Origin of the sequence: Streptomyces sp. NBRC 110035, assembly GCF_000829695.1 — a bacterium.
Classification (GTDB): Bacteria; Actinomycetota; Actinomycetes; order Streptomycetales; family Streptomycetaceae; genus Streptomyces.
Genome location: NZ_BBNN01000017.1, coordinates 1 through 13,201, shown reverse-complemented (window position 1 = coordinate 13,201; position 13,201 = coordinate 1). Strand labels below are relative to the sequence as shown.

9 protein-coding genes and 3 pseudogenes are annotated in these 13,201 nt (G+C 72.8%); 5 read left to right on the top strand and 7 right to left on the bottom strand.

Features of this window, described 5'->3' with window-relative positions; translation table 11 throughout:
- Positions 1-8: 8 nt before the first annotated feature.
- Positions 9-368: an NADH-quinone oxidoreductase subunit A gene (locus TU30_RS04580; RefSeq protein ID WP_042164912.1), complete on the bottom strand. Its 360-nt coding sequence runs from the start codon at positions 366-368 to the stop codon at positions 9-11.
- A gap of 1,113 nt (positions 369-1,481) precedes the next feature.
- Here TU30_RS04580 and TU30_RS04575 point away from each other — a divergent pair.
- Positions 1,482-2,351: a C40 family peptidase gene (locus TU30_RS04575; RefSeq protein WP_042164910.1), complete on the top strand. Its 870-nt coding sequence runs from the start codon at positions 1,482-1,484 to the stop codon at positions 2,349-2,351.
- Positions 2,352-2,720: 369 nt separating this feature from the next.
- Here TU30_RS04575 and TU30_RS04570 read toward each other — a convergent pair whose 3' ends face one another.
- Complete coding sequence (locus TU30_RS04570) at positions 2,721-4,004, bottom strand: geranylgeranyl reductase family protein (protein WP_042164907.1); 1,284 nt, start codon at positions 4,002-4,004, stop codon at positions 2,721-2,723.
- Positions 4,005-4,102: 98 nt separating this feature from the next.
- On the opposite strand from TU30_RS04570, the pseudogene TU30_RS04565 reads away from it, so the two are divergent.
- Positions 4,103-4,608 (top strand): annotated as a pseudogene (locus TU30_RS04565) (GNAT family N-acetyltransferase).
- A gap of 151 nt (positions 4,609-4,759) precedes the next feature.
- A complete protein-coding gene (locus tag TU30_RS04560; protein ID WP_234307777.1) occupies positions 4,760-5,095 on the top strand; it encodes a PASTA domain-containing protein in 336 nt (111 codons plus the stop codon).
- 40 nt (positions 5,096-5,135) lie between these two features.
- On the opposite strand, the gene TU30_RS04555 is transcribed toward TU30_RS04560, so the two are convergent.
- Positions 5,136-5,831: a demethylmenaquinone methyltransferase gene (locus TU30_RS04555; RefSeq protein WP_042164901.1), complete on the bottom strand. Its 696-nt coding sequence runs from the start codon at positions 5,829-5,831 to the stop codon at positions 5,136-5,138.
- A 161-nt stretch (positions 5,832-5,992) separates the two neighbouring features.
- Here TU30_RS04555 and TU30_RS04550 point away from each other — a divergent pair.
- Positions 5,993-6,488, top strand: a pseudogene (locus TU30_RS04550) (hydrolase); the annotation flags it as partial.
- Between the two features lie 174 nt (positions 6,489-6,662).
- Here the strand turns inward: TU30_RS04550 and TU30_RS04545 are convergent.
- The 4 genes from TU30_RS04545 to TU30_RS04530 form a co-directional block, all read right to left on the bottom strand.
- The gene (locus tag TU30_RS04545) at positions 6,663-7,124 is read right to left on the bottom strand and encodes a hypothetical protein (RefSeq protein WP_042164898.1); all 462 of its coding nucleotides are present in this window, start codon (positions 7,122-7,124) and stop codon (positions 6,663-6,665) included.
- Between the two features lie 7 nt (positions 7,125-7,131).
- The gene (gene mqnC, locus TU30_RS04540) at positions 7,132-8,331 is read right to left on the bottom strand and encodes a cyclic dehypoxanthinyl futalosine synthase (RefSeq protein ID WP_042164896.1); all 1,200 of its coding nucleotides are present in this window, start codon (positions 8,329-8,331) and stop codon (positions 7,132-7,134) included.
- Between the two features lie 186 nt (positions 8,332-8,517).
- Entirely contained in the window at positions 8,518-9,297 is a 780-nt protein-coding gene (locus tag TU30_RS04535) for an A24 family peptidase (protein ID WP_042164893.1), read from the bottom strand.
- Between the two features lie 7 nt (positions 9,298-9,304).
- Positions 9,305-12,301 carry a BTAD domain-containing putative transcriptional regulator gene (locus TU30_RS04530; protein WP_078878111.1) on the bottom strand — a complete coding sequence of 999 codons (2,997 nt, stop codon included), beginning with the start codon at positions 12,299-12,301 and terminating at the stop codon, positions 9,305-9,307.
- A 478-nt stretch (positions 12,302-12,779) separates the two neighbouring features.
- Here TU30_RS04530 and TU30_RS04525 point away from each other — a divergent pair.
- A pseudogene (locus TU30_RS04525) lies at positions 12,780-13,201 on the top strand (IS5/IS1182 family transposase); the annotation flags it as partial.

The following is a 13,201-nucleotide window of genomic DNA, read 5'->3' as shown; positions in this document are numbered from 1 at the left end:
AAGGCCCTTCAGTCCCATTCCAGGCCGCCGCGGCGCCACACGTACGTGTAGGCGACGAAGACGGTGAGCACGAAGAGCAGCATCTCCACGAGCCCGAAAATCCCCAGGGCGTCGAAGCTGACCGCCCAGGGATAAAGGAAGACGATCTCGATGTCGAAGACGATGAAGAGCATCGCCGTCAGGTAGTACTTGATGGGGAAGCGCCCGCCGCCGGCCGGCGTGGGGGTCGGCTCGATACCGCACTCGTAGGCTTCGAGCCTGGCGCGGTTGTACCGCTTCGGACCGATCAGCGTGGCCATGACCACGGAGAAGATCGCAAAGCCTGCCCCGAGGGCTCCCAGTACGAGGATGGGCGCATACGCGTTCACCGCTCCTCGCTCCTCTCAGTCGGCACTGACTGCTGGCGAGCCGGGCTCACTTGCGCCCCACGCGTCCCGCGAACCACGCCCGCCCCGGCGAAGATCGAGAACATGTGAAGCAGGTCACAAGCCCAACCGCTCCGCATCCTATGCCCGTCGGTCTGTGATCTGCGACACGGGGTATTGCACAACCTTTGTGATCTCCACCACCTGACGAACGATCATGAAGCCGGAGGAGCGGTGATCTTCGCACGCGAAGCGTCCGTGCGGTCACCATAAGTGACATTCTGCCGCATCGGTGCAGGCCAGGAGGGTGACCCCGGTATCAAGAGTGTTCCCCTGCATGCAAATTGGCGCTGGACGCGCTCGCTTGCTAGAGGACGCGTTCACACGTCGGAGGGGGTGCGGGGCGCGATGTGGACGTGTGCACGCGTTCACGAAGTCCGAGGGACCCGGAGTCCGCGGCCCGCCGCGGGACCGGGCCGCCGGTCGCACACCACGGCCCCGTCCCGACCGGCCGCCGACAGCACCCGCCACACCCCGGCCCTCCGCATCCAGGACCCCGCCCCGGACGCGGTCGCCGCATCCCCGGGCCGGACCTCGGGCCGGGTCCGGGACCCACCCGGATCCACGCGGCGCCCGCTCCGAAACCCCTCCCCCGCCCGACCCCCCGGACACCGCCCCGGACCCGCCCCGGACCCGCCCCGGACCCGCCCCTGGACCCCTCCCCCGGGAACAGCCCGGAACGCGGTGCGGACACGGCGCGACCCCGACCCGGGCCGGCCCGGACGCAACGCCCGCCGCGGACCGGCCGAGATCCCGGTGCGGGCCGCCCGCAATCCGCCCGGAATCCGCCCGGAGCTCGCACACCGGACGCGACGAGAGGGGTGACCGTTCCGTGACCTGCGCCACATCCACAGGGAGGGCACAGAAAGAGGGCTTGGCCAATCGTTTCAACCGATGGTAGGCGTGGGGCAATTCGGACGTAAAGATGAAAGACCGTGATCACGGGCCCATTACGCCGCGCCCGCAATGTCCGTTACGGCGTCAATAAAGAGCGACACACCCGGCATTCGGCGTCACGATTGAACAACTGTGGCGCAGCACACGTTTCTTGTGGATATGAAGGAGCCCCTGGTACCGGTTGTTCCCATGTCCCACACCGCTCACATACGAAGCCACCGGAAACCCCGCCGCAGCGCCCAGACCACGATGGCGATGCGGGCCGGAGTTGCCGGTGGCGTCCTCGGCACTCTGGCAGTGGCCGGGGCGTCGGCCTCGGCGGTCGCCGCCGAGCCGGTGACCCAGACCCTCGAACTGCCCGCCCTGACGGCCGACCTGTCCACTCAGGTCGCCCAGTCCGCGGAGGCCACCCAGCAGGCCGCCGCGAACTACCAGCTGCAGGCCGAGCGTGACGCCGCCGCGGCCAAGGCCGCCAAGGAGGCGAAGGCCGACCTCACCGAGGCCAAGGAGAAGGCCGAGGCGAAGAAGAAGGCGGCCGAGGAGGCCCGCAAGGCCGCCGCCGAGCGGGCCACGCGCGACGCCGAGCGCGCCACCCTCACCGCCGACTCGGGCACCACGACCACGGCGGCCACCACGGCCACCGCCTCCGCGGCCACCGCCTCCGCGCCGGCCGGCGGCAGCGTCGCCACGGTGGTCTCCTTCCTCAAGGCGCAGGTGGGCGACGCCTACGTCATGGGCGCCACGGGCCCCAACGCCTGGGACTGCTCCAGCCTGGTGCAGGCCGCGTTCCGCCAGGTCGGCGTCGACCTCCCGCGCGTCTCGCAGGACCAGTCGACGGTCGGCACCGACGTCTCGCTGTCCAACCTCCAGGTCGGCGACATCCTGTACTGGGGCGGCAAGGGCTCCGCGTACCACACGGGCGTCTACATCGGTGACGGCCAGTACCTGGACGCCGCCAACCCGTCCAAGGGCGTCGTCATCCAGGACCTTTCCGGCTACCCCGCGTCGGGCGCGGTGCGCGTGCTCTGATCCGGGCGCTTCGGGCGCACCGGCCGCTCCGCCCGGGGGTTCACCCTCGTCGCACCGAAAACGCCCGATCGCCCGAATTGTCCTCCGCGCGGGGCGTGCTGAGGGGCCGCCATGCCCGCGCGAAGCGCCGTGCCGCCTTGCGGCGACCCCCTGCGGCGCCCCGTGCAGAGGCCGGACGGCCAGGGCCCGCCCCTCGGACTCCGGCCGCCCACAGCGCCGCTCAGAGCCTCGCGCCTCGGGGGCACCGTCGGTCCGCCGCGTGCCGTTCGTACCGGTTCCGGTGGAGCCGGACGCGCAGCCGGAGCCGTCGAGCACGATCCGGGCGGAGCCGTTCGCGGGGATCGCTCACGCCGGCCCCCGCGGCGAGGGTCACGCCTTCGGCGCCACCTTGCTCAGGCCGTTGATGATGCGGTCCATCGCGTCGCCGCCCGTGGGGTCCGTCAGGTTGGCCAGCAGCTTCAGGGTGAACCTCATCAGCATCGGGTGCGTCAGGCCGCGCTGGGCGGCGATCTGCATGACCTTCGGGTTGCCGATGAGCTTCACGAACGCACGGCCGAGCGTGTAGTAGCCGCCGTAGGTGTCCTTCAGGACGCGCGGGTAGCGCCGGAGGGCGATCTCCCGCTGGGCCGGCGTCGCCCGCGCGTGGGCCTGGACGATGACCTCGGCGGCGATCTGCCCGGACTCCATGGCGTAGGCGATGCCCTCGCCGTTGAACGGGTTCACCAGGCCGCCCGCGTCACCGACGAGCAGCAGCCCGCGCGTGTAGTGCGGCTGGCGGTTGAAGGCCATGGGGAGCGCGGCGCCGCGGATCGGGCCGGTCATGTTGTCCGGGGTGTAGCCCCAGTCCTCGGGCATCGACGCGCACCAGGCCTTCAGGACCTCGCGCCAGTCCAGTTCCTTGAAGGAGTCCGAGGTGTTGAGCACGCCGAGACCGACGTTGCTCGTCCCGTCGCCCATGCCGAAGATCCAGCCGTAGCCGGGCAGCAGCCGGTCCTGCGGGCCGCGGCGGTCCCACAGCTCGAGCCAGGACTCCAGGTAGTCGTCGTCGTGGCGCGGCGAGGTGAAGTACGTACGGACCGCGACGCCCATCGGACGGTCCTCGCGGCGGTGCAGGCCCATGGCCAGGGACAGCCGCGTGGAGTTGCCGTCGGCGGCCACCACCAGCGGGGCGTGGAAGGTGACGTCCCGCTTCTCCTCGCCGGTCCTGGCCTTCACGCCGGTGATGCGGCCGGTGCGGTCGTCGATGATCGGCGCGCCCACGTTGCAGCGTTCGTACAGGCGCGCGCCGGCCTTCTGGGCCTGCCGGGCGAGCTGTTCGTCGAAGTCGTCGCGCTTGCGGACCAGGCCGTAGTCGGGGAAGGAGGCGAGTTCCGGCCAGTCGAGCTGGAGGCGGACCCCGCCGCCGATGATGCGCAGGCCCTTGTTGCGCAGCCAGCCCGCCTCCTCGGAGATGTCGATGCCCATCGACACCAGCTGCTTGGTGGCGCGCGGGGTGAGCCCGTCGCCGCAGACCTTCTCCCGCGGGAACGCGGTCTTCTCCAGCAGGAGCACGTCGAGACCGGACCTCGCCAGGTGGTACGCGGTCGCGGAGCCGGCCGGCCCCGCGCCCACGACGATCACATCGGCGGTGTTGTCGGAGAGCGGCTCGGTCACGGCGGGTTCTCCCCAGGTTCGAAATCTGCGTGCCGGCGGGCACTGGACACGGGCAGTCTATGCAGCGGAACCGATCACCCTGCCGAAGGGCCGTCCCGATGGATCCGGTCCCGCCCGCCGTACGGCTCCGTGTACCCACCCACGAGGACGCCTTCACCTGGCACCGGATCTTCGCCGATCCGGACGTGAGGGAGTTCCACGGCGGCAGGGCCGCGGAGTTGTCGGTCCACGAGGAGCTCACCGCCCGCCGGCGGCGGCACGACGCCGAACTCGGCTCCTGCCTGTGGACCGTGGTCGACGGGGCGGACCGCGTCATCGGCTTCACGGGCGCCCAGCCCTGGGAACGGGACCGGGGCCCGACCGGCGAGATCGAGATCGGCCGGCGCCTCGGCCGGGAGCGCTGGGGCAAGGGGTACGCCATCGCTGCCGGACGCCGGACGCCGGAGCGCGTGCGCGCCACGGCGTGCGTGACGTGGTCGCGATGGCCGACGCCCGCAACACCCGCTCGGCGGCGGTCACCCGGCGGCTCGGGATGCGCCTCGACGAGACGTTCACGGTCCCGGCCTCGCACCGGGAGAGCCACTGCTACCGGCTGACCCTCTGACAGTGGAAGTGACAACTCCCACTTCAGTCACCTGTTGTGACCGATTGTCACGGATAGCCACAGAATGCTTCCTTCCGGCCCGTGGCCGTGCCTACGCTGCCGGTACCGCTGGGGGGTGACATCCGTGCCGGTGCGACCCAGAACACCCGAGGTGCGCGTTCCTCGCCTGGTCGGCCTGATGGCCGTGGACGCGCGCGAGTCGGCTCGTGCGCGTGGCCTGTCCCTCGAGGCGCCGGACCGGCCGGACTTCCACCTGACCGTCGTCGAGTACGTCGTGCGCCAGTATCCGCAGCCCGGCACCGAGGTGCCGCGGGACTCCGCGGTGCACGTGTGGTTCGACTTCGGGGAGGGGGACGGCGGAGGAGGGGTGCGTGAACCGCGCGGGCCGGTGCCTCCCCGCGGCGGCCTCCGGCGGGAACTGGACGAACCCGGAGCCCCGTACACGGCCGCGCCCCGCACGGCGACGGCGCTCCTCGGCCCGCCCTGACTCCGCCCGCGCGCCCTGTGCGCGACCTCCGTGGCTCGCCTCAGCCCGCCTTGCGGCCCCGGTGCAGTGCGACCACACCGCCCGTGAGGTTGCGCCAGGCCACCCTCGTCCAGCCGGCCCCCTGGAGCCGCTCGGCCAGGGCGGGCTGGTCGGGCCACTCCCGGATGGACTCGGCGAGGTAGACGTACGCGTCGGGGTTCGACGACACCGACCGGGCGACCGGCGGCAGCGCCCGCATCAGGTACTCGGTGTACACGGTGCGGAACGGCGCCCAGGTGGGCTGCGAGAACTCGCAGATGACGAGGCGGCCGCCGGGCCGGGTCACCCGGTGCATCTCACGCAGCGCGGCGTCCGTGTCCTGGACGTTGCGCAGTCCGAAGGAAATGGTGACGGCGTCGAAGGCGTCGTCCTTGAAAGGCAGCCGGGTCGCGTCGCCGGCGGTGCAGGGCAGCCAGCTCCGGCGCTGCTTGCCGACCTGGAGCATGCCGAGGGAGAAGTCGCAGGGGACGACGTAGGCGCCGGCCTGCGCGAAGGGCAGCGAGGACGTCGCCGTACCGGCCGCCAGGTCCAGGACCTTCTCGGCGGGGCGCGCGCCGACCGCCTTGGCCACCTCCCTGCGCCAGATCCGGTCCTGGCCGAGCGACAGCACGTCGTTGGTCAGGTCGTACCGTGCCGCCACGTTGTCGAACATCGAGGCGACTTCGTGCGGCTGCTTGTCCAGGGATGCGCGGGTCACGGCCCCATTCTTGCAGCCCGCTCCCGGGGCGGGGGTCCCGGCTTCCCGCCCGCGTCCCGCGGCGCCCCTGCTCCGTGCGCCCGCCGACACGTCACCGCCCACCCGTCCCCGGCGGCGAGCTCCGCCGACGCGTCACCGCCGACGGGGCCCGTCAGCCCGTCCTGCTGCAGGAGGAGCGTACGGAGCTGGACGTCTCCTTCACCGTCCCGGTGATGCCCTCGGGCCTCGACGAGAACGTCCTGGACCTGCCGGCCTCCGCCAACCACCACGGCGTACGGGTCCGCACCGTCAACCTCATGACGATGAACTACGGGGAGTCGTACGACGGTGACACGGGCGACTACGCCGTCACCTCGGCCGAGGCCGCGAACGTCCAGTTCATGGAGGTCTTCGGCCTGTCGGGGAGCGCTGCCTGGCGGGGCAAGGCGCTCACCTCGATGATCGGCGTCAACGACGTCGGGGGCGAGACGTTCACCCTGGCGGACGCGGCACAGGTGCACGCCTTCGCGGAGGAGAAGGGCATCGCCCGGGTGTCGATGTGGTCGTCCTTCCGGGACCGGCCGTGCGCGGAGGGCTCCGGCGCGGAGGATGCCGCGACCGACTGCAGCGGGGGTGGAGCAGGAGGCGGGTGCCTTCGGGAGGGCCTTCGCGGGCTGACCGGCACCGGGTCGGTCTGCGCCCGGTCGGACGGCACCGGGCCTGCCGACACCGGCCCGTCGACGTGACCGGACACCACCAGGACTGCCCGCACCGAGCAGGTCGACACCAAGCCGATCCGCATCGAACGGTCACCACCGGACCCATCGACGTGACCGGACAACACCAGGCCGGTCAGCGTCGGCGGTGCACCAGGCGTCCCGCGCACACGGTCGCGACGCAGGCACCGGTGCCGTCGAAGACCGCCAGGTCCGCGCGGCCGCCGACGACGAGCGTCTCGGGGCACAAGGACGTCAGGACGACGACGTCGTTGCGTCCGGCCGCGGCGCGCAGTCCGGGTGCGGCGGCGTGCTCCGCCAGGACCGCCACCGCGCCGCGCTTGAGCACCTCGTGGACGCGTTCACGCGGGCTCGGCGCCTCCGGGAGCGGCCCCCGGTGGATCCGCCCGGGCCCCAGCGTCCCCGGCCAGCGCCGGACCCGGGCGCCCGGGAACCGGCCCTCCACCTCCGACGGCGGCCCGACGGCGACGATCCGGCCGCCGTCGACGGCGACGGCCCCGCCCGTCAGCGGCTCGGCGGCGTCCGCCGGGGTGTCCCAGGTGAGGCGCACCGCCTCCGCCGTGTGAATCGTCAGCACGGGCGGGTCAGTTGGAGGCGAGGAGCTTCAGCTCCGGGTGGGCCGTGCCGCCCTCGATCGCCGTGGAGGAGATGTGGGAGGCCACCCGGTCGTCGACGGGGTCGTTCGCCGGGTCGTCGTGCACGACGAGGTGTTCGTACGTGGTCGACCGCTGGGCGGGCACCCGTCCGGCCCGGCGGATGAGGTCGATGATCTCCATGCGGTTGGAGCGGTGCCTGGCGCCGGCGGAGGAGACGACGTTCTCCTCGAGCATGATCGAGCCGAGGTCGTCCGCGCCGTAGTGCATGGAGAGCTGGCCGATCTCCTTGCCGGTGGTCAGCCAGGAGCCCTGGATGTGGGCGACGTTGTCGAAGAACAGCCGGGCGATGGCGATCATCCGCAGGTACTCGAAGATCGTGGCCTGGGTGCGGCCCTTCAGATGGTTGTTCTCGGGCTGGTAGGTGTACGGGATGAAGGCGCGGAAGCCGCCCGTGCGGTCCTGTACGTCCCGGATCATGCGCAGGTGCTCGATGCGCTCGGCGTTGGTCTCGCCGGTGCCCATCAGCATGGTGGACGTCGACTCGACGCCCAGCCCGTGCGCGATCTCCATGATCTCCAGCCAGCGCTCGCCGGACTCCTTCAGCGGCGCGATGGCCTTGCGCGGCCGCTCGGGCAACAGCTCGGCACCGGCCCCGGCGAAGGAGTCGAGCCCGGCCGCGTGGATCCGGGTGACGGCCTCCTCGACCGGCACCTTCGAGATCCGGGCCATGTGCTCGACCTCGCTCGCCCCCAGACTGTGGATGACGAGCTGCGGGAACTCCTTCTTGATGGCGGCGAAGTGCTTCTCGTAGTACTCGACGCCGTAGTCCGGGTGATGGCCGCCCTGGAACATGATCTGCGTGCCGCCGAGTTCGACGGTCTCGGCGCAGCGCCGCAGGATGTCGTCGAGGTCGCGGGTCCAGCCCTTGGCGGTGTCCTTCGGCGCGGCGTAGAAGGCGCAGAAGCGGCACGCGGTGACGCAGACGTTCGTGTAGTTGATGTTGCGCTCGATGATGTACGTCGCGATGTGCTCGGTCCCCGCGTACCGGCGGCGGCGTACAGTGTCGGCGGCGGCGCCCAGCGCGTGCAGCGGGGCGTCGCGGTAGAGGTCGAGCGCCTCTTCGGGGGTGATCCGCCCACCGGCGGCAGCACGGTCGAGGATGGGCTGAAGGTCGGCCTTCTCGGTCACCGGGCGTCCCTTTCGTAAGGTTCGTAAGGGTTGTGGACGGGCTGAGCCAGCCTACGCCAGCGGCCCGGGGCGCCCGACGTCAGGCCGCATCGGCACCCGTCGGCCCCGCACGGCCCGTCGGTCGTCGGTCGCATCCGTCACATCGGCTGCGTCAACCGCACCGGCCTCCCCGCACCTGCCCGGGCGTCACGCCGTGTACGCCCCGATCAGCAGCCCGACGAACGCGCCGGCGATCAGGAACGGCCCGAAGGGGATCGCCGTCCTGCGGCCCGCCCGCCGCGCGACGACGAGGGCACCGCCGTACAGCGCCCCGAACAGGAACCCGGCGAAGGTGCCGAGCATCACGGTGGGCCAGCCGTACCAGCCGAGGACGGCCCCCGCGCCGAGGGCGAGTTTCACGTCGCCGAAGCCCATGCCGGCCGGGTTGATCAGGAACAGGACGAAGTAGCCGGCGCCGAGGACGAGGGCGCCCAGCAGGGCGGTCGTCCAGGTGCCCGCGTGCTCGGGGAGCAGGGCGACGACGCCGAGCAGGGCGAGGGCGGCCGCGGCGAACGGGAGGGTGAGCGGGTCGGGCAGCCGCTGCACCCGGAAGTCGACGACCGCCAGCAGCACGCCGACGGGCGCGAGCAGCAGCCAGACGGCCAGCTCGGGCCGCGTCCCGGTGGCGGCGGCGAGGGCGGCGCACACGAGCGCGGCGGCGGCCGCGGGGGCGGCGGGTCCGGGACCGTACGGCGCCCCGGCGGCCCCTTCTCCCTCCCCGCCTGCGCGCGAGGCGCACGGTCCGCACCGCGCCCGGCCGAGCCACCCGCGCAGCGGATGCCCCTCGGGGCACCGGGCGCGCCACTCCTCCCCCGCCGGGACGGCGAACCGGTGCACCGCGCGGGGCAGCAGCGCGCCCGCCGCCGCGCCCCACAGCGCGGCGACCAGGACGACGGCCGCGACCGGCGGCACCGGCAGGTCGCTCATGCCCCGCTCACCCCGCCGCCGCTGTCGCTGCCGCGACCGTGTCGCGCCAGGCCGGCAGCAGTTCGTCGAGCAGCGCCTCGGTGCGCGGCGGCAGCCCGCGGGCGCCGCTGCGGCCGACGAGGTCGGTGGCGAGAGCGGTGAGCCGGGAGGGGTCGTCGAGGGCGTGGGTGGCGCGCAGCAGTTCGTTCCACAGCCGCTCGTCGGCCGGGGCGGTGCGCAGGGCCGCGTCGAGTGCCTCGATGGCCTTCTGGGCACGGCCCTTCTCCATGTGGAACTCGGAGAGGGCGAGTCCGGTGTCGGCGACGAGCAGCGGAAGCTGGGCGTCGACGATCTCGTGGGTGAGCCAGCGGTAGCGGCCCTCGGGCCGGTCGGCGAGCAGCGGGCCGCGCACCAGCACCAGCGCGTCGGTGAGCAGCCGCCCGCGGACGACGCGGCTGTCGACGCCCTTGCCCTGGGTCGCCTCGTGGTACAGCGACCGCAGCACGTCCAGGTCGGAGACGACGGACTGCGCGAGGGTGAGCCGCCCGGTGCGGTCGGTGCCGAGGCGCGGTGTGCCGTCGGCGTCGGTGCCGAGCCAGGCGCGCAGCCGGTCGAGGAGCGCCTCGCGCACGTCGTCGGTGACACCGCGCGGCCACAGCACGGAGGACAGCACACGCGGGTGCACGCCCTCGCGGTGCAGGAGCAGCAGGGCGAGCGCCTCGTGGAGCAGGACGCTGCGCTCGCCGTCCGGGGTGTCGAGCCCGATGATCTCGTACGGCCCGACGAGACGCGCGTACACGGCCGGCCGGCCCTGTTCGCTGATGTCGACGAGGAACGGAGGGGTGCTGACCGGTCCGTCGGGACCGCGGTCCGGGTCGGCCTCCACGAACAGTTCGACGACCGCGCGCTGTTGGGCGGCGGGCAGGAGCTGGGCGTCGAGTTCGAGGCCCAGCAGGGGCGCGAGCAGCTTGCCCTCGCCGGTGATCTCCATCTCCCAGGCGGCGCCCGGCAGATCGCCGCTCCCGGTGCCGACAAGGTAGCCGATGCCGAGGCGGCTCGCGTCGGCGGCGAGTTCGGCGAGCCGGACGGCGTCCTCGGCGGACGGCTCGGCGGCGAGCAGGACGAGCTGCGGGGCCCAACGGGTGTGCCGGGCCGGGCCGGTGCGTCCGGTGAGGACGGAGTCGTGCCCGGCGGCGCCCAGCGCGCCGCGCCGCTGCCGGGTCTCCGCCTCCATGGTCTCGATGAGCGCCTCGATGCCGTCGAGGTGGCGGAGCCGGTTGGGGGCGAGCAGCGTCAGGTCCTCACCGAACCCGACGAGAGTGACGGTCATCCGGTCCGACCATCCGTTGGTCGCCAGCTCGGCGGCGACGGAGGCGAACACGGCGGCCCGGTCTGCCTCGCTGCCGCTCAGCGAGACGATGCCGGGGACGGACTCCAGGTTGAGCAGCAGCCGCGAGTCGTCCAGGGTGCCGAGGCTGACCAGACCGGGGTACGGGGCGGCGGTGTCGACGTCCTCGTACTGGCCGGCGTCGTCCTTGGCCAGCGTCCAGAACGTCTGGTCCTGCCCCGGCCGCCACGGCGCCGGGGGCTTGCCGGCCGGCTGGGCGAGCTGGAGGTGCAGGTCGCCGTCGCTGAGCCAGGCGGCGTAGACGGTCGGCAGGGCGCGCGACTCGGCGGCGAGGGAGGCGGCGAGCCCGCGCAGGGACCGGTCGAGCAGCCGTACGCCCTCGGGGTCGGCGCCGACGAGCAGCGCGTCCTGGACGTCCTGGGCGTCGCCTTCCGGCGTGGGCGGCTCCATCCCGCGCCGCCCGCCGATCCCCCCGAACGCCGACTGCCACAGCGCCTGCCGACGCCGGTGCCCGAGGGCGCCGAGGAGGCCGGCGGCGAGGAGGGGGGCGGTGAGGAGGGCTTCGGGCAGGCCGAAGGAGGAGGTGTCCCGGGCGGGGTCGGCGTGCTGCGGGGCGGGGGCGGGCCGCTGGTGACCGGCGTGGTCGGCGGCGGGCGCGGGCCGGCGCTCGGGGGCGGGCCGCTGTTCGGGCACGGAGACGTGGGCGGCGCCTCCGCCGCTGCCCCGGGCGTGGTCCCCGGTCCTGGCGTAGTCGTGGATCTGCCGCTGCACGTCCGGCGAGACCTCGGGCGTCTCGTCCGGCATCTCGACGAGGTCGCCGCCGCGCGCGTCGCCGGGCATCTCCATGATCCAGCCGGGCCGGATGAGACTGGCCTCGGAGAGCTTGGAACCGTCGGGCTGGGCCCGGTCCTTGTTGAGCGCGAAGATCTCCTTGTACCGGCGTCCGTCCCCGAGGTGCCGCTCGGCTATCTCCCAGAGGGAGTCGTGGTGACGCCCCTCGGGTGGCTGGATCCGGTAGAACTTCGTGTCGTCCCGCTGGGCGGTGCTGCCCCCGGCGTCGGCGCGGGCGGCGGCGTCGGAGGCCTGCTCGGCGAGAGCGGCGGCGGCCCCGGCGGCCTGCTCCTGCTGTTGGGCGAAGAGCCCCGGCGTCTGCTGGGCGGTGGCGGCCGTGGCCTGCTGGTTCCCTTCGACTCCCTGTCCCAGTTGCGAGAGCCCCGGCGTGAAACTGGCCGCGGCGGCGCCGACGAGCATCAGTGCGGCGACGAGTTGACGCGCGAGCAGCTGACTGGGCCCGGCCCCGGGCACCCGCCCCGGCACCCCGACACCGGAGAGCGCGGCCTTCATCTCGACGAGCACGCAGGCGGTGAACTGGGCCCAGGCGAGCCAGACGAAGAAGACCAGGATGTTCTGGAAGGTCTCGACGGAGACCTCCGTCCTCAGCCACTCCATGGGCTCGAACGTGCTCGGCAACGGCCGGCCCGCGACCACGGCGAGCGCGGCCGGCACCCCCACCACCAGCACGAGCAACGCCACGAAGGCGAAGAACGCCTTGACGAGGTCCCCGACGGTCCGCCGCCGTATCCGCACGGGCTGAGGCGTCCGGTTCCGCGGAGCGGCGGAGCCTCCGCTGCGGTCTCCCGTCGCGCTGGACGAGCTTGGACTACGGCGTCGTGGCATGGCGGGTGTCCCGGTCGTGTGGTGGGGGAGGAGTCGAGGTGACGGCGTGGAGTGAGACGAGATCAGGTACGGACGGAAGGACGTACTGAGCCTACAGAGATCCTATGGACTCGCACCGACCCCGCAGAAGCCCGCCTCCGCACCCCCGCGTTCCCGTCGCACCGCCGCGGGGCCGCACCACACGTACGTGCCCCGGCCACCGTCCCTGGCAGGCGGCTGCCGGCTCCGGAGGTCCGCGCAGGCACGTACCGGGGCGCGCCGGAGCGCTTCGAAAAGAGCGAGTGGCGAGCTCGTAGGTCGTGTTGCTCGCGAACCGGCTTTTGATCGGCGCACACTGAGCTGTTCCCAGTAACCGTCGGCCACCGTCCGTGAGCGGGAGGCGCGTCGCGCGGTCCGCGGTATCCCCCAAGTCCGGGCAGGCGTAAGGCCCCTGGTAGGAACGATCTTGCGACAGAAAGATCCGACCGAGGGGCCTCACGTGCCGACCAGTGTCACATGCACCGCCGTGCTCGATGTGAGGCGGTCCACCGCCGAGCACCCGGCCGGTCTCCTGCGCGACCACCGAATCGTGGCCAGGACCCGCAAGGGGCGACGCGCGCTGGGCTGCTTCAAGCAGGCCGTGCTCGTGCTGTGCTGGTTCCTCGACGGCACCCGACTGGCCCAACTCGCCCGCGACAACGGCCTGTCGGTCTCCACCTCCTACCGCTACCTCCACGAAGGACTGGCCGTCCTGGCCGCCGGCGCACCGGACCTGTCCACCGCGCTGGAGCGTGCGAAGGCAGCCGGGCTGACGCATCTGAACCTCGACGGTACGGTCATCCGCACGGACCGCGCCGCCGCCCCGGGCCCCAACGGCGCAGACCTCCGGTGGTCCGGAAAACACAAGCACCATGGCGGGAA

Bases quoted from the DNA above. Each gene is read 5' to 3' on its own strand.
- TU30_RS04575 (WP_042164910.1), top strand. From the start codon at position 1,482: ATGAAGGAGCCCCTGGTACCGGTTGTTCCCATGTCCCACACCGCTCAC.
- TU30_RS04535 (WP_042164893.1), bottom strand. From the start codon at position 9,297: ATGAGCGACCTGCCGGTGCCGCCGGTCGCGGCCGTCGTCCTGGTCGCC.
- TU30_RS04530 (WP_078878111.1), bottom strand. From the start codon at position 12,301: ATGCCACGACGCCGTAGTCCAAGCTCGTCCAGCGCGACGGGAGACCGC.